Below are 17,943 nucleotides of genomic sequence, written 5' to 3' on the forward strand. Positions count from 1 at the left end.
CAAACGGCATAATTTCATATAAATCACCCATTGTAATCTTACCTTTTTCAAGGGTGCGTCTTAAACCGCCACCATTCTGGATGGCAATCTGAGCCTTAGCTTCCTCAGCCATAACCTCACAAGCCCATCTTCCAAGAAGAGTTACAGAACCCTTGTCACTTCTGTCATGTGTAAATGCCTCAGTAGCCTCACCTAAAACCTTGTTCTTCTGATCTGCTATCTCAGCCTGAAGCTTGTTGTAGAAATCATCAGCCTCTGCACTCTTAATTATCTTATCCTTTATAGTGTTTGCATCATAAAGTTCTGTAGTTATATCTTTTACCTTATATGTAGTCTTTTTAACTATTTTGTATTTAGACTTCTTAACAGCTTTCTTTTTATCAGCCTTTGTCTTAACTTTTACCTTTACTTTTTTAGATGTAACCTTCTTATCTACATCTAAAGTTACGTGTCCAACTGCACGACCATAGCAATAAGCCTGAAGAATAGGCACATCGTTTACCTTACCGCTTACACTTCTGTGTGAATGTGCAGAAAGTACCAAATCAAGCCCCTTTACTTCGTTTGCAAGCTTAGTTGCATTACCTATAATTTCCTTTGTCTCAAAATCCTGATCTGAATCGATATGGGTAAGAGCTATAACCACATCAGGCTTTCCTTCCTTAGCCTTACCGTCTTTAAGATATTTTACCCATTCGTTTGCAGCAGTTACAGGATCTCTGAACTCGAAATTCTCTACATACTCAGTCTTAGCAAGAGAAGGAGTATCAGGATGTGCAAGTCCGATTATACCAATCTTAATACCTGCTTTTTTAACTATCATATATGGCTTAGCCCAATCCACAGGCTTTTTAGTCTTTCTGTCGTAGATATTGGATGCAAGATACTTAAAGCTTCCATCCTTTGCCCAGCCCTTAATCTTCTCATAGCCCCAGTCAAACTCATGGTTTCCTACTGCTGATGCCATAGTATTCATACCCTTCATCATAGCAGTTACAGGCTTACCAAAGGTAAGGTTTGAATCAGCAGTACCTTGATAGTTATCTCCACCGGAAAGAACTATTGTATTTGGATGAGTAGCCTTAAATTCATTCACATAGCCTACCATCTTAGCCATACCCATATTACGCTTTTTGCCGGTTACTTCTTCTGTAATATTGCCATGGAAATCGTTAAAATAAAGAATATGGATATCTTCTTTATCCTTAAGTGCAGCTTTTACGCCAAGTTCAGCTAACTTATCTTCTGAAAGAATTCCGCTCTTTACAAGATATTCACCAAATTTAGTCTTAGTTCCATCACCAAGTTCAGCATTTAAGCTGTTTAAGATAATTTCTGCTGCCTCAGCCCTTGTAAGAGTATCATCAATATAATCACCTTCATCTACAAGTCCCTGTTTTACAGCCAGATTGTCTGTATCAGTATAAGCATTACCATAATTCAAAACTTTTAAAACCATTTCTAAGAACTTTCTCTCTGTTATCTCCTCTTGTTCATAGAATTTATCATCTTTCTGTACAAATCCAAGATCAAAAGCAAGACCAAGATAGCCCTTATATGCATCAGTTGCATCAGCAAACGGATTAAGCTTGACATAATCCTCTTTGGTATTTACATCCTCTTTATAGCCAAGAGCACCTAATACCATAACTACAGCATCTCCCTTTGTAAGCTTGCCATCCTCTGCAGTTTTCACAGCATCTGTAAATAAATTGGCTTCTCTAAGCTTTAACTCCTGCTTAGATGCATTTGTAGCCCATACAGAAGCTGTGCCCGTACAGACTAAAGCTCCCGCAAGTGCAATTGATAAGACTTTTTTCATTCTCATAGTAAACCCTCCTATAAATATTTTTTATTCTAACCCAATTATTCCAAACAATTATATCATTTATGAATAATTTAGTTTAAATTTTACCTGTTATTCAAAATATTTTCAATACACACATGTCTTAATTTGGTAAATTTTTATTATTATTTTATAAATACTATTAATTATATACAAAAAAACACAATCTATACTTGAGTTTATCTCTGTAGTCTGCTATCTTATAGTAGTTAATTAAAAATAGTAGTCAATTAAAATCGGTAAAGGATTTATATATGAAAAAAATTTATACTCTTATAACCATTGTGATTGCCATAACCTTTGCTCTGCTTATTGGTTTATCCATAAAAATTTATGCAGATGAACTATCTTCCGATAAAGATATAAGAATTCATTATGCAGAGGCTATGGAAAACACTGATTATATCATTTTTAAAGCAAAGGTTCTTGAGATAGAGTATGATGATACTGCTGAGAAAAGAAATGTTTCTTTAGAAGCTGATATAAGGTACCAGCATCTTAAAATAGAAATATTAGATGGAAGTCACAAGGGCGAAACCATGACTATAAGACATACAATAGAAAGAATAATGCCCGGATACTATATTTTTAAAACAGGCGACAAGCTTTTAGTCAGAGCAACAGAAGAGAATACCGGGAAAATAGAAACTGTTAAAATACAGGAAAAAGTCAGAGATACTCAGGTTTATCTGATTGTAGGTCTGTTTGTAGCCCTGCTCTTAATTATAGGTGGCATAAAGGGGCTAAAAACTCTGATTTCACTTGTTATAGCGGTAGCAATGATATTTTTCGGATACATACCTCTAATAATAAAAGGTGTGCATCCTATCCTTGCTTCACTTGGTATTTCCATACCTGTGGTTATAATAACTCTTATTATTATAAGTGGAAGGAATATTAAAACTCTTGTGGCTATAATCGGCACTTCACTTGGCGTAATAATTTCAGGTATTTTAGCCTTTGTGTTTGGAAGCTTTGCGCATCTTACAGGTCTGGCAGATGACAGTTCCATAAGCCTTGCCTACATACCTCAGTTTAGAAACCTCGATTATAAGGGCATACTTTTTGGAACTATACTGATAGGGGCAATAGGGGCGATCATGGATGTTGCCATATCCATAGCCTCCGCACTTTATGAAATAAATGACCTTGATAAAGATATAAGTAAAAAAAATATGATAATTTCAGGCATGAATATAGGTAAAGATATGATGGGATCTATGTCAAATACTTTAATCCTTGCATATGTGGGCACTACCCTGCATTTAATTATTCTATTTATAGTTTATAAGATTAGATTTGTGGAAATAATCAATCTGGATTCTATTGCAACAGAAATAATCAGAGCAATGGCCGGAAGTATAGGTCTGATTATAACTATTCCTGTCACTGTGGTGATAGGCACTGCTATATATAAGAAAAAGAAAGCTTAATTAAAGAGGCTGTGAAGAAAATATTTCATTTCTCCATAGCCTCTGTTTTATTTATCTGCAATAAAAGTCATGTACTTTTTTATTCTTCTTCTGCCTCTGCAAGATGCATTCTGTTAATTGATTCCATTATATGATCGTGTGCATATTCCTCAGCAGCCTTAACATTTTTATTTCTTATGGCTTCTACTATTCTCTTATGTTCTAAAATTGAGTGTTCAGCTCTTTTTTCTTCAGAAAGGTTTACCTTTCTAACCTTTTGTGCATAATGATGGTAATCAACTAAAAGTCTTGATAAAATACGGCTTCCACAGGCATGGTACAATATTTTATGGAATTTATTGTCTAATTCCACTACCTGTTCGAAATGTCCCTTTTTAGCATGGAACTCCGCCAAAAACACAGACTCTTCCATCTCTTCTAACTGCTCCTCAGTTATGTGCTCACAAGCCCAGGCCGCACAAAGTCCTTCAAGATAAGACCTTATCATAAAAATATCATTCACATCTTTATCAGAAATCCCGGTTACATATGCTCCCTTATTAGGAATAATAGTAACCAACCCCTCAAGCTCAAGCTGTCTAAGAGCCTCCCTTACCGGAGTCCTGCTCACACCTAACTCTTTGCCTATAACTACTTCCTTAAGCTCTTCCATTTCTTTGTACTTGCCTAAGAGAATATCTTCCCTTAACTTTCCAAAAACTCTGCCTCTTAAAGAATAATTATCCGCAAGTTCATATGAATTGTCTATATTATCCATTCTTAACTCGTAGCCTCCATGCATTACAATCGCAGTAAAATCTAATACTTGTATCATTGTATACAATGTGCGTTTTTATGTCAAGGCTTTCTATACCCCTCAAGTCATAATTTGTAACTATCTAACCTTGTGATAAATATATTGAGAAATGCAACGGAAGTTTACAACAATATTCTATTTCCCATCGTTTATCCCATCAATTATCTTCCTCAAATTCTATAAATTACTCTTAGGTATATTATTTGACTTCCCCCATTCATCTAAGGTAATTCCATTCTCATAGCAAAAACCGCTATTTAAAACCCTGTCATCATCATGTTTCTTATCCCTGCTTCTTTTGTATATTCTTGAACAAAGCGGAACTATAGAAAGTCCTGAAATAATACCATCCGCCTCACCTAAAGATAATAAGTCCAAAAGAACATCAACCCCCAACATATAACTCGGATTTGCTCTCTCTACCGGAACGCTCTTTTATAATTACCAGATTATCTTCAGTTGCTTCAGTTGTCCTATAACTTCTCTTAAACTCATCAAGAGAAATGCCCTTAGGCTGCTTAAAATAATATTCCCATGGATTGTCTGTACCTAGAAATCCCTTATTTTCGGCATAAAAACATTTATCAGACATTTTAACCACAGGATAAAAACCTAATTCATCACCACCAATAAGGCATTCTTGCAAAACATTTCTAAGAACAGCACCGAAACCATATTTATTATCTTTTACTTCTATGAGATATAAAATTTTACCTCTATTTTCTTCTCCAAATTCCTTGAAGCGGTACATAAACCTATTATTATAAAGATGATTTACATCAAATACGAAGTCCTTGTCTTTCATTCTTTTTAAGCATCTAAGTATAAACCACAGTTTATCATGGTCAGCTACAAATTTAATTATTTTCATTTTCAGCATATGATTTCCCCCAAAAAAAATATTAATCCTTTATAAAATTCCAGCCTCACTCCTTAATAATCTTACCATTTCCAACCCTATATACCAGGTCACAATCCTTTATCGTCTGCAGTCTATGCGCTATTATTATCATTGTTTTTTTACCATGCAGACTATTTATAGCTGACATGATTGCAGCCTCTGTCTCTGTATCAAGTGCTGAAGTAGCTTCATCAAATACAAGTATCTCAGGATCTGAGTATAAAGCTCTTGCTATACCAAGCCTCTGTCGCTGACCACCGGACAGTCTCATTCCTCGTTCGCCTATTTGCGTATGGATTCCATCTTTTAATCCCTTTACAAATTCTTCCAGCTGTGCTTCCTTCAATGCTCTCCATACTCTTGCTTCATCCTGCTGCCCATCTTCTACGCCAAAAGCCACATTGCTCTTTATATCATCATCCAGCATAAATATGCTCTGCGGTATATATCCTATATGTGAAAGCCATTCAGAATAATTCTCCATTACATTTATGCCGTCTGTAAGGATTTGTCCCTGCTGTGCAAGCAGTACACCCAAAAGTATGTCTACAGCTGTAGTCTTTCCTGCTCCGGAAGTACCTACTATACCTACCGATTTACCTATCGGGATTACCATGTCTGCATCATCCAGTATAAGTTTATCAGAATTTTGGTAACTGTAACTTATACCTGAAAGCTCTATTTTGTCCTTAAAACTCAGTTTGTTTTCTATCTTACCTTTATTCTGCTTTCTATACTTACCATATTTAATTTCATCCTCTTCAAATAGTTTAATATCCATCAGTAATTTATCTAATGAAGGCTCTTGAAATACCATCTGGTTAATAGCTACTACTATTCTGTTTGCACTTGGCATAAGTTTCATAGCTGCCATCGCAAACGCACCTAAAGTAGGAACCAGAGTTTCTATATCCTTTCCCTTATATATCATAAATGCTATAAAAGCCAAGGTAGAGCAGACTGACACCATTTCTATCATAAGCCTTGGTATATTTGAAAAAACTGTACTCCATTTTTCAGCACTGATATATTTTCTTCCGCTTATAGTAAAATTTTTCTCAAAGAAGTCCTCTTTTTCTGCAACTTTTACCTCTTTTATTCCCGTTATGCTCTGTATAAGCCATTTATATGTAAGTGAAGCATGTATTTGTCTTTCCTCACCTTTCTTTTTCAAAATGGGCTTTACAAATTTAGAAATGGCAATGACAACCGCAGCCATCATAATAATTACAAATAATGTCATCACAGGGTCTATAATAAAAATGGTAATTGAAACTGCAACTGAAACAGTCACTTCCGTGAACATACTTAGTATTGTTGTCAGCAAAACATAAGTAGTAGGTACATCTGACTGTATTACCCTAAGTATCTCTCCTGACTCTGCATTTAAAAAATATTCATATGGACGATTAAGAAATCCGTTCAACATCCTCTGCTGGGTAGCAAACTGATTATTATATACAAATCTCGCCTGAACATAATATTGCATAATCAAAAATAAATCCTTGAATATAAATATTAAAATAATTGCAATTATACATACAATCACAAAAGTTCTATGTGAATGCAAGTCTAAAACTTTACATACATAAACTATATATTTATTCGTATTTATTATATCAGGCTGCATAATCGCTGTGATAAGAGGCAGCATCAGTGATACTCCTATCACTTCTAAAAAAGCTCCAATAACGGTAATTATCGCCAATATCACAATACGACTTTTCTGCTTACCGTTTAATAGCCTGCTAAATTTCTTTAATACAGAAAACATAACTGCTCCATTTCATAGCTATTTATATATCATCCCACTAATCTTTATAAAATACATATAATCTTATCATGCGATAAGTACCTATTTTATTATTTCAATAGGTATCTTACCATATTCTGCAGCAAATCCTGAAAATTGACTTGAAAAACTGCCATATATTTTTTTACATTTAGAAAGACAGAGACAGTCAATTATACCTGATACCATTTCTTCCTTTGAAGTCCTGCCCCATTTTTTATCAGACTGAACAATTATACGCTCCGCTCCATACTGTCTGATTAATTCGGTTTCCACCTCTTTATCATCTGTGGATAAAAAGAACTTAATCGAATTATTTTCAGCAATTTCATTATCCATTTTTTTCACAAACATCTCTACAGTACTAATCTTCTTACAAAGTTCATGATCAGTTCTTCTAATATGTATCCCCACCATATCTGTTGTGCCAATAATATTATCTGCAGCTAAAATATATTCATCCTTAAACTTAATAATCTCAGAGATACCGGATGTATCTCTTGGAACTATGAAACTCTCATAGCAATACACAAATATTGCCTTTTGCTCCTTACATAACTGTTCTATCTGTTTCCATTTATTTTCCTTCCACTTATTATATATTGAAAAATCACTACTCCAAGTGGTATCCGGACAATCATTATATTTAATAACTTCGCATCCTTTGGAATATAGTTTATACATCTCCTTTAAATATATTCTATGCTTAATTTCTGCAAATGCATCTAAAAATTTCCCTTGTAATATACATTTATGTATACTTTTCCACTCCCAGTAACCTTCTTTATCAACTTCAACAACCTCCAAAACAATGTCTGTAAATTGTTCTTCCTTAAAAACATCAAAATAATGAATGTTACAGCCACTTTCACTATCCCACAAAATCGTCAATTTAGGATTTTTTTCATATTTTTTAACAGTTAGATAGGCATCATAGATCATTCTGATCCTACTCATCAATCCGGAATATGCTCTTACAACCATCTCATACTACCTCCTTCTCTTTCATACTTCAGATTCTACATAAATTTACTTAAGTCCTAATAATATTGCATATTTTCTCAACAATATCTAAACTCAAATCCGCATAAATCGGTAATGTTAATATATTATCTGAAATATGCTTAGCAACAGGTGTCTTATTTCCACCGGCATATTGAAAATCACTATAACATTCAAAATCACTGGTTAAAGGAAAAAAATATTTTCTTGCACATATGTCCTCCTTCATCAGTCGGTCATATATTTCATCACGCATATATTTATATCCATCAAACAATACCGGATAATAAGCATAATTAGTTTCTACATCCTTTTTCACCGGATTTAGTTTAATTCCATCAATTCCACCAAGCTGTTCATCGTAACTTGCAGCCACTTTTTTCCTTTTTAATATTTCCTCTTCTAAGTGTCTGAGATTACAAATCCCCATGGCAGCCTGAAATTCACTCATTTTAGCATTGCCGCCTATATAGTCACAAGATTCAGCCCCTCTAATTCCAAAATTTTTTAAATCATTAAGTATCTGAATGAAAGAATTATCCCTAAAGCATACCGCTCCACCCTCGATAGTGTTAAATACCTTAGTGGCATGGAAGCTATACATCGAAGCATCTCCAAAGCAGGCACTACTCTTTCCCTTATATTTAACTCCAAAAGCATGTGCGGCATCATATATAACTTTAAGATTATGCTTTTCTGCAATCTTCTCTATTACTTCAACATCGCACATATTACCATATACATGAACCGGCAGTATCGCACTCGTCTTATCTGTAATTAGCTCCTCTATTTTATCCACATCTATAGTATAATCAGCCTCATTTATATCACAAAATACAGGAATATGACCGTTTCTTACAATAGCATGTGTTGTCGAGACGAAGGTAAACGGAGTTGTGATAATTTCTGAGCCTTTAGGCAGCTCCATAGCTGCTATAATGTTCTCAAGAGCAAGATGACCATTCGTATATAATACAACATTTTGTATATCTAAAAATTGCTCCAGTTTATTTTGAAGTTCCCTATGTTTATCTCCCATATTAGTCAGCCAGTGAGAATCCCATAATCCTTTTATCTCGTCAATATATTCCTCCAAAGGAGGTAATGACGAACGAGTTACATTAATCATATTAATTCCTCTTATTTTATATCAATTTTATCATTACTGCCTTGTGACTCAAAATATCAGTCACACTTATTTCAACCTGCGTTTTATATTTAATACAGTCTTTAACAATAACGGACATCTACGAAAACCAAACAATTTTATTTTTTGGTTTTTAGACAGATAACTCTCATAACTTTTTCCGTTAAATAAATTATTCATATCTTTCACTACTCTTTTTACTCCCAACAACTCTGCATAATGCAAAAACTCCTCAATAACACTTCTATAAATAATATCTTCATATTTTCTTTCCAATTTATCATTTAGCACAAGAAGAAACTTACACTTATTCAATGCAAACTTATAGTTACTCTCATTTTCATATATGCTACCGTCAAGTGCTGTACCTATGCTGGAAATGCTGTCACACCTATATACAGACATTTTTTCATTGTAATAAAATATTCCCTTTCCAAGCAAAGCTATCATCAATACAGTATAATCCCAAATTTTAAAACTGCTTAATTCTCCCTCCATCAGAGAAAACAAAATTTCTTTCCTGATAAAATATGAGGTTGTATGAAATGGATGTCCACAGTCTACATAAATAAGCTTAGCATATTCATCTCTCAATATAATTCCGGTTTCTAAGCTTTTACAAACATTGTCGGGAAGTGTACCACGCAGTTCTTTCTCATCTTCACTAACAAACTGTGTCATATGTGTACACATTGATAACTCAGGATTTTTTTCTAAGGCATCAAACTGTTTTTGCAGCTTATGCATATCAGTCCAATAATCATCACCTTCACAATAGGCAATGTATTTTCCTCTTACATTTTCCTTCATATATGCATGTATATCAATACCCTTATTCCACATATTTTCTTTTTCATAAACAGGTATAAACAGCTCCGGATATTTTTCTACATATTCTTCAATTATACTTCTTGTATTATCTGTTGATGCATCATCCCTTATTAAAACTTCATATTTAAAATCCGTAATTTGATTAACTATGCCTTCCAAACATTTTCTTATGTATTTCCCATGATTATATGCCGGACAGCAAACAGTAACTTTTACCTCATCCATCTCATTCTCCAATCATATTTTATAACTGTTTACCTGTTTTTTATATGAAATATCTTTCTCGTAATAGTCAATCCAAAAATTTTTATCATCAACATTTTAACCCAGCCTTTTGCACTTTCTATAACAACTTTTCTATTTTTATTTAAATCATTAATATAATCTCTTGATACCTCAAATCCTTTTTCACAAATAAAATCACTTCTATCGTACATTCTTTTTGAAATTTCATTATTATATATTGCCTTGTTTACTCCACTGTTTTCACCTGAACCGTCACACCCGTGATTTCTGACATATGCAATAGTAGGTTGTACAACATAGTTATCTTTTAATGCAAGCCACAATCCTACAGTATAATCAATGAGGCGTACAGTTCTTTCAGGGGTATAATATACATCAGGATCATATATTAAATAATCTGCATAAGCTCCCACGCAAAGCCTGTGACATTTGTGAATTTTTATTAACTCTTTTAGCGACAAAATCCTTTTATAAATTTCATTTATTTCTTTTGAAGCTTCTTTGCCCAGTTTCACAGATTGAGCAGTTCCATAGGTTGGTTCAACACTTTTATACCAATGTTGCTTATCAAAATTATTGAGTCTGGAATAACCGCAGACACCATAAAAACTGCTGTCATTCTTAAACTTTTCTATGGTTGTATTGATAAAATTTAAGAAGCCCTCAGAAAACTCATTATCATCTTCAAGAAAAATATACCACTCCGAGTCATCAGGTAATTTTTCAATCAAAAACTTATAATTGTTAACCACTCCCAGATTTTTTTCCTGATAATAAATATGAGCCTTTTTAAATCCCATCAGCGGATTTTCATTTAAATAGTTCAGTATTTTTTCATATCCGTTTTTGTGTTCCTTCTTCAGCGGATAATCCACCGATATGAATATTTCCGTTTTGTCCGCATTTTCACAATTTTGCAAGGATTCTACACACCGTTTAAAATGTTCAAATCTATTTAATGTAGCAATAACTATCGGACAATAGTTTGTTATTTCCATCTCCAAATACCATCTTTCTATCTATCTTCAAATGTATAAATTGAATATTAATCCATAACTTTAATTTCATTCTACAAGCATTGCTTCATAACTATTTAATATGTCTTTCACTATCGAATCTCTATCATATTGTGTTTTTGCTCTTAGAGCAGCATTAGCCCCCAATTTTATTGATAACTCTTTATCTTCAAAAATCTTACCTATATAGTAAGCAAGCATATATGGTGCATCTGCCTGATATAGTATACCTTCCTGTTTATTATCTAATATACTTGAGCATCCACCTACATCAGATGAAATAATTGGCATCCCAAGAAGCATAGCCTCAGCAACCGAATTAGGAGAATTCTCAATGCTTGATGCTGATACAAAAACATTACTTTTCAGGTATCTTTCTTTCATCTGCTCTTCACTAAGAGGTCCGGTAAATCTTACATTTTCAGTAAGATTCCATTTTTTTATAAGTTCTCTGATATATTTACTATAATAGCTTTCTTTTAGTCTTTTCTTAAAAGAACTTATCGATATTATATCATCACCTGCAATATATAATTTTACTTTTTCATGCCTTTCTTTTATATATTTTAATGCCTCAAGCATTATATGGAGTCCTTTAAGAGGATAACTTCCCTGACTGACAAATATGCTGTATTTTTCACACTCTTCATATTTCCATGCACCGGAATAAAAAGTCTCCCTCATCATCTCCTGAGCAAAATGCAAGTTTATCTTAGGATTAATATCTCTTATAACAGCCTCATCCCACTCTGTTCTATGAAATACATGTTTTACCTTTTTTATGGCTTCTATTTCATATTTGCCTCGTATTTCAAATTTGTGTTTCTGTTTTTCAATATTATCTCTTCGTATAAAATCCCTAAAGCTATACTTTCTAACAATATCTCCCGGTAAAAAAGCTTCGTAATGCTTGGCTATTGCTGATATTATTCCCTGAGCATGAATTACAGTCCTATCCGGATTGTTAAATACCTTCACCATGGATAATGAGTGTGGAAATTCAGTTCCGAATATATGCACTATATCCGGCTTAAACTCAGCTATTATCTGAGAAAAAATTTTTTCCACAGAAGTATCATATTTCCAAGGTTCTAATATCTCTTTTTGAAATCCATAAAATTCACTGTTTTCGCCAAAATTAATATGGACTAAGTCATTTCCTTTTAAATAGGGTGCTGCTATGCAAAGCTCTATATCTTCCCTTTTATCAAATATATCCGATAGTTGATTCAGCCAGCCTCCACCGGTACCTGTATTTACCCCCAGCTTAGCAGCTGCCTGTGGAATAATAGTATTACAAAGCCACAGGACTCGAATCTTACCCTTCATTATTTCCCTTTCATAAGAATCTTATTCAATTCTGTTTATAAGTTCAATTATCTTTTCAGTCTGTATCTTATTATTTTTCTCGGATAATACAAATTCTCTTGCCAGCCTACCCTTATTGACCACTTCTTCATCACTAAGTTTCGCTATATTTTTAAAAGCATTGCTGATTCCTTCCACACTCTCATCCTCTATCAAATACACATACTGTTTATATTCCTCCGGCATTCCCGGAAGAGCGGTAGTAAGCACAGCAGTTCCCGAAACCATATATTCCATATTTTTAGAAGGAAACGAGTATTTGGTATACTCCTCAGTTGTAGGTCTTGGATTTACCAACAGATATGCCTCTTTCTCTTTTTCTACTATTGTAGAATTTGGCTGTGAAGAAAAATGTTTTACATTTTTATGTACTTCACTTATATTATCAATCTCTTCTGCATAATCTCCATTTCCATAGATATGAAGCTCATAATCATTTAGATCCGCCTTTATAAAACCCTCCACAAGATTTTTAAGTCCATATAATCTTTGTACAATTCCTGCATACATAACTATTTTTTTATTATACTGTTTATGCCTTGTAATTTCTCTCTCTTCACGGCTGTCAACCTGCCCTTCCAGCACAACATAAGGTTTATCAGTATATCCGAGTCTGACTGCCATTTTTTCAGTTAAGACTACATAAGCTAAAAACTTATCAAACAGTATTTTATATCTTTTTACAGCCCTTTTATTATTTCCTACAAGAAATTCCGGTAAGTCTGTAATTATAACAACCGACTTAACTCTCTTTAGTCTACAAGCTAAAACTGCAGCCTTAGATGCTAAATAACTAAGCCCATCACAGATTACAAAAGAATTTTTCTTATTCCCCAATTTTATTATATTAAAATAAACACCTACTGCATTTAATAACTGCTTAATTATAGGTAAATTAATAGTCTTTAGGTGTTTATACTTAACTCCATTTAACTCTCCTGCAGGTAAGGAAATAAACTTTTTACTTACATTCTTGTTTGCAGGAACCACCCCTAAAGATATAACCTCCCGGTCATTAAGTGCAAATCCTTCCACCATTATACGGTGATATTTTTGTACCGCCTCTGATGACTTATACCTCTTATCTTCAAACAAACCTTCATACACCTGTGGCAGACAAAGATTCGACACATAGATTACTCTCATTAACAATCACCCTTCTTTATAGCAAGCTTTGAAGCAATGTGGTTCAATACCATAATATTTAATTTTATCATATCTAAACCTCTTAATCAACTTATCAAATCTTACCTGCCTTCAAATATATCCCTGTGCTCCATTGCCATTTTTTCTATTGTATAATTTCTTATCTTCTCAAGGCTTTTCTTGCCAAACTCCACTGCATTATCCCCTTCAAAAATCTTCTCTATAGCATCCTTTACAGCATTTACATCTTCAACAGGTACTACATAGCCATTTTTATCATTCTCAACAAGACTTAACCCTGCGAGGCAGCGATTAGTTGTGACAATCGGAAGTCCTTGTGCCATAGCCTCATTAACCACTAATCCCCAAATATCCTCTCTTGTAGGTAAAACCATAAGGTTTGCTGCCTGATAATATTTTTTTATTTCTTCTTTATTCTTAAATCCAACCGGATAGATATATTTTTTTAATTTGGAAGAAATAACCTCTTCGTAACCTGATATATCACTTCCTCCAACCAGCACAACAGCAGTATCTTCCTTACCCTTACAGGCTTTTAAGAGTATATCTATTCCTTTTCTGTGTATGAAGCTGCCCACAAAAACTATCATATTTTTCCCGGTTATACCTAATTCTTTTCTTAAGCTTACTTTCTCATCTTCAGTCTTAACTGTAGCTTCAATATCTTCTTCTCTAAGAGATGAAAATGAATAATGATAAATTCTTTCTTTTTTAGCTCCATAGTACACCAAATACTTATCCGCTCCCACTCCCGTACTGAGATAATAATTTGCCGAGCCAATGAAAAATGCCTTAATTTTCTTTTTAAATAGGCTGTCATTACCAATGAATCCCCCATCGCAGTTCAAATAAAACGGTATTTTCTTAGCTTTAAGATAGAGAATTGCCGCCATTCCCGTAGGTGTAGCATATCCCCCCACCACTATAATATCATTTTTAAACTCTTTAAGCAGTTTAAATACTTCCGGGCAATATGCGGACTCTGTCCTTGTTATAAGCTGTTTCATAAATACAGCCTTAAACTTATAGCTTTCCTCACTCTGCCAGCCTTCATCCCTGTTTTTTGCATTTCTTAATTCAAATGCCACAGTTACATCCATATATTTTGTAAGTTCATTAAAAAATTCCACCCGGTAAGGGGATGGAATATTGGTAAGGTATAATATTCTCTGTTTCACCATATCTCCTCATATAATTCGATATATTTTTCAAATGCTATATTTTTATCATAAAAACTCTGAATTGATGCCCCTTTACCTTCATATTTTTCAATCAGCTCTACTATATTCTGTAAATTTCCCTGTTCCGCAACCTGTTCATCCGGTACACTTTCCACACTCCCACCGGTTCTATAAGTGAGTACCGGGGTTCCGCAAGCCTGTGCCTCAAGATTTACCGTTGGATAGTTGTCTTCATAAGTTAGATTTACAAATATATCAGCAGTAGTATAAATCTCTGCCAATTCCTTAACCGAGTCTGTTCTTGTAATTCCCAATATCCCTTCAGGCAGTATATCCTTGTCTTCTTCACTTACTCCAACCAGAACTATTTCATATCTGCTATCTAAAAGCTTCCTTAATTCTATAAAATCTGCCAGTCCCTTTCTCACTCCCCAGGCACTTGCAACCCCTAAAACTATAATTTTATCTTCTAAATTATACCTTTCTCTAAAATCACCATCGGTTGGCTTAAAAAGTGTTAAATCTATACCGTTATTAATTACTCTAGTTTCATATTTTTGTAAGAAGGATTCTTTAACAAGATTTGCAAGCCACTGAGAAGGAGTTACAACAATCAGCTTATTAACTCCCTGAAAATCCTTCTTTTTGTGGATATAATTTTTTCTACTGTTGTCGAACAGTAAACTTGCCGGATATTCTTTTTTCTGGGGACATTCACAACATCCAGTCTGCCATTTATAGCATTTATGTAAATCAAAATATGAGCAATGTCCTGTAAATGCCCAGCAATCATGCAAAGTCCATACAACCGGTTTATTATATTCTTTTAAAAATTCAAATAATATTTCTACATTTATATAATATCCATGAAGATTATGAAGGTGTATAATATCGGGTGCAAACTCTTTAATAAAGTCAATAAACTTAAGTGTAGCCTTTCTGCTTCCAAAGCCTGCGTTATCAAGAATTCTGGCCACTCCCCCATGAAGTCTTACATCCCAGTCTGTTCCTATCCTTATTGCATATTTGCGATATTTTTTGGGAACAGATTCTCTTCCATATGCAATCTTTACTGTATGTCCCTGTTCAGTCAGCATATCTGCAAGGTCAGTAGCTATTCTTCCCGTACTTTTTATGCCGCAGACCGAGTTAATCATAAGGACTTTCATTGTCACTCCTTTTCACATACTATACATCTTATTTCTACAATTACTCAAAGAGCCTTCTTAGAATCTGCACTTATTTTTTACAGTTTTGATTTTGTTTATTATTCCCTTACCAAATATGGCTTAAATTTATCAAGCACACTTAATATATTACTCATATTAGAGGCTAAGTTTTCCCCTAATAATTTACTCTCACTTACTTCATAAATTAACTTATTTGCCATAAATTTGGCCGCTTCTTTATTCTTTTGGTTGTCTGATACTTTTCTCCCTAAATAAACTCTCTCAATGTCTTTGCAAAACCATACATACTCATAGCTTCCAAGTCTGCAAAAATCCTGTGTTTTCTTTAAGAACTCAGCATCTTCACATTTTGTATCATAATCATCACAATCAAAGCAATAAATTACTGCAGTTTGATTATTTGTAGAAGCTCCGTTATATTGAGAAATCAGTGTTTTAACTTCCTTCTCCTTATACAGATAATTGGTTTTACCATCCATATATACTGTTGATAATTTTAAATGTGCCTTATCATATTTGTAAAATCTATCAATTGTATTTTTAATATATATCCAATCAGACTTACTTTTTTTATTGGTTTCAACAACAAAAATTAATTGCATCCCCACTATCAGTCATCCTCCACTATCGAATCATAGTATATTATCAAAAATTCGCACCTACCGAATTACTCTTCGCTATCTAATCAAATATCCCAATAAAATCAATGGAGTCAACATTAAATGGAGAACCTTCAATCATACCATTTCTGTAAAGCTTTGAAGGAGAATAATTGCCATTTGTTGTCCAAGGATAAATCTTATGGTCTATGGACAAAAAATCTATAGACTTCTTATTTCTCTTTAAAACATCCATCGGCCCGACATTATGAGTTGTAAAACAAAGCTGCCCTTCACCATACTCCATTAGATATTCAAGTAAGGCACATAAGTACACGTCATGCAGGTTTGAATCGAATTCATCTATAAATACAATTCCTCCCTGTACCATGTTTTGCAGATATACAAAAAGATTTATAAGTTTCTTTATGCCTGTACTCTCAAATTCTGTATTTATTGAATACTCTCCATATACCATGTTTAAGTTACAAGAGTACAATTCACCATTCTCTTTTCTGTCAATTTCAATATCTGTAAGATCGGATTTAAATATCTGAATAAATTTTTTTAACTTCTCAATTGTCTTTGTGTATTCTTCATAATCAGTTTTGGGAACCATAATAGTATGATAAGCAATCCTATCACCTTGGTATCGATTCATTTTCAAAGCACTTTTACGCAACGAGTCAACATATGAATCATCCATATCAGATACCATAGAATTATTAAGCATATTATACAAAAGATAGTCTGTATGATTATCCGATTGATCCAAATATATGTTTATTTTAGCTCCAAAAAAAAGCAATTCCCATATATTTTTTGTAAGAGATCTTTCTTTTATATTTTCTGAAGTAAAAAATTTTTTCCTAAAGAATAATGATGATACTGAAGACTTTGATAGCAAATTGGCAGTCTTTTGAATAACAATATTTTTAAACTTCTCATTATCTGTATCGATATGAACTATTATCCCTTTATTAACTTCCAAAAAACAGGTGAATTCCTTTTTTCTAGCTGTTGCTGATTTATAAGATATTTTTTCCGTATTAATAGTAAATTCACCTACTCCGTTCTTTTTAAGCATTAATTCATAATTATACAGGTAAGCCTCTTCATTGTACTTAGCCAAAAAAATAACTCCAATAAATAATTCTTTGGTTTTCTTATTAACGATAGCCTCCAAGTTTTTTTGAAACATTGGGTTGTTAAGACAACTATCATCAACAAGTAAATTTCTCAATATATCTACCGAAGCAATAATTCCAGACTTGCCAGAACCATTTATTCCATATATTCCCTTTATATTATACCCTTTTGTATCTATCGGCATAGTTATTGTCTTTTTATAAAAGGAAAGCGATACTTCTTCTTCCAAAGTCTTAATTCCTTTTACTCTATAATTTACTAAAAATATATTTTTCATAA

At 33.4% G+C, this 17,943-nt stretch carries 16 protein-coding genes; 1 reads left to right on the forward strand and 15 read right to left on the reverse strand.

Annotated features, from left to right (window positions below; translation table 11 throughout):
* A partial coding sequence (locus tag ACTTKP_RS04335) for a bifunctional metallophosphatase/5'-nucleotidase (protein ID WP_442552678.1) occupies window positions 1-1,828 on the reverse strand: 1,828 nt, incomplete at its 3' end.
* Window positions 1,829-2,100: 272 nt separating this feature from the next.
* Here ACTTKP_RS04335 and ACTTKP_RS04340 point away from each other — a divergent pair.
* On the forward strand, window positions 2,101-3,279 hold the full coding sequence (locus tag ACTTKP_RS04340) for a YibE/F family protein (protein WP_442552679.1): 1,179 nt from the start codon (window positions 2,101-2,103) through the stop codon (window positions 3,277-3,279).
* A 79-nt stretch (window positions 3,280-3,358) separates the two neighbouring features.
* On the opposite strand, the gene ACTTKP_RS04345 is transcribed toward ACTTKP_RS04340, so the two are convergent.
* From ACTTKP_RS04345 to ACTTKP_RS04410, 14 genes are all read right to left on the reverse strand, one after another.
* Window positions 3,359-4,036: a GntR family transcriptional regulator gene (locus tag ACTTKP_RS04345; RefSeq protein WP_442552680.1), complete on the reverse strand. Its 678-nt coding sequence runs from the start codon at window positions 4,034-4,036 to the stop codon at window positions 3,359-3,361.
* Window positions 4,037-4,252: 216 nt separating this feature from the next.
* On the reverse strand, window positions 4,253-4,453 hold the full coding sequence (locus tag ACTTKP_RS04350; RefSeq protein ID WP_442552681.1) for a hypothetical protein: 201 nt from the start codon (window positions 4,451-4,453) through the stop codon (window positions 4,253-4,255).
* 7 nt (window positions 4,454-4,460) lie between these two features.
* Window positions 4,461-4,955: a hypothetical protein gene (locus ACTTKP_RS04355; RefSeq protein WP_442552682.1), complete on the reverse strand. Its 495-nt coding sequence runs from the start codon at window positions 4,953-4,955 to the stop codon at window positions 4,461-4,463.
* Window positions 4,956-5,001: 46 nt separating this feature from the next.
* Window positions 5,002-6,750 carry an ABC transporter ATP-binding protein gene (locus ACTTKP_RS04360; protein WP_442552683.1) on the reverse strand — a complete coding sequence of 583 codons (1,749 nt, stop codon included), beginning with the start codon at window positions 6,748-6,750 and terminating at the stop codon, window positions 5,002-5,004.
* A gap of 81 nt (window positions 6,751-6,831) precedes the next feature.
* Window positions 6,832-7,752 carry a hypothetical protein gene (locus ACTTKP_RS04365; protein WP_442552684.1) on the reverse strand — a complete coding sequence of 307 codons (921 nt, stop codon included), beginning with the start codon at window positions 7,750-7,752 and terminating at the stop codon, window positions 6,832-6,834.
* A gap of 49 nt (window positions 7,753-7,801) precedes the next feature.
* Complete coding sequence (locus ACTTKP_RS04370) at window positions 7,802-8,899, reverse strand: DegT/DnrJ/EryC1/StrS family aminotransferase (RefSeq protein WP_442552685.1); 1,098 nt, start codon at window positions 8,897-8,899, stop codon at window positions 7,802-7,804.
* Between the two features lie 66 nt (window positions 8,900-8,965).
* Window positions 8,966-9,973 (reverse strand): glycosyltransferase family 2 protein, encoded by a 1,008-nt coding sequence (locus ACTTKP_RS04375; RefSeq protein WP_442552686.1) that lies wholly within the window; start codon window positions 9,971-9,973, stop codon window positions 8,966-8,968.
* A gap of 29 nt (window positions 9,974-10,002) precedes the next feature.
* Window positions 10,003-10,992, reverse strand: coding sequence for a glycosyltransferase family 2 protein (locus tag ACTTKP_RS04380; protein WP_442552687.1), 990 nt, complete (start codon window positions 10,990-10,992; stop codon window positions 10,003-10,005).
* A 66-nt stretch (window positions 10,993-11,058) separates the two neighbouring features.
* A complete protein-coding gene (locus tag ACTTKP_RS04385; protein ID WP_442552688.1) occupies window positions 11,059-12,339 on the reverse strand; it encodes a glycosyltransferase family 4 protein in 1,281 nt (426 codons plus the stop codon).
* Between the two features lie 21 nt (window positions 12,340-12,360).
* Window positions 12,361-13,524 carry a glycosyltransferase gene (locus tag ACTTKP_RS04390; RefSeq protein WP_442552689.1) on the reverse strand — a complete coding sequence of 388 codons (1,164 nt, stop codon included), beginning with the start codon at window positions 13,522-13,524 and terminating at the stop codon, window positions 12,361-12,363.
* Window positions 13,525-13,625: 101 nt separating this feature from the next.
* On the reverse strand, window positions 13,626-14,723 hold the full coding sequence (locus ACTTKP_RS04395; protein ID WP_442552690.1) for a glycosyltransferase family 4 protein: 1,098 nt from the start codon (window positions 14,721-14,723) through the stop codon (window positions 13,626-13,628).
* Window positions 14,720-15,895, reverse strand: a complete 1,176-nt coding sequence (locus tag ACTTKP_RS04400) for a glycosyltransferase (protein WP_442552691.1) — start codon at window positions 15,893-15,895, stop codon at window positions 14,720-14,722. Before ACTTKP_RS04400 ends, ACTTKP_RS04395 begins: the two co-directional genes overlap by 4 nt.
* A 98-nt stretch (window positions 15,896-15,993) precedes the next feature.
* The gene (locus ACTTKP_RS04405) at window positions 15,994-16,518 is read right to left on the reverse strand and encodes a hypothetical protein (RefSeq protein ID WP_442552709.1); all 525 of its coding nucleotides are present in this window, start codon (window positions 16,516-16,518) and stop codon (window positions 15,994-15,996) included.
* 79 nt (window positions 16,519-16,597) lie between these two features.
* Window positions 16,598-17,941 (reverse strand): AAA family ATPase, encoded by a 1,344-nt coding sequence (locus ACTTKP_RS04410; protein WP_442552692.1) that lies wholly within the window; start codon window positions 17,939-17,941, stop codon window positions 16,598-16,600.
* Window positions 17,942-17,943 lie beyond the last annotated feature (2 nt).

Origin of the sequence: Catonella sp. (assembly GCF_052169795.1) — a bacterium.
Lineage (GTDB): Bacteria > Bacillota > Clostridia > Lachnospirales > Lachnospiraceae > Catonella.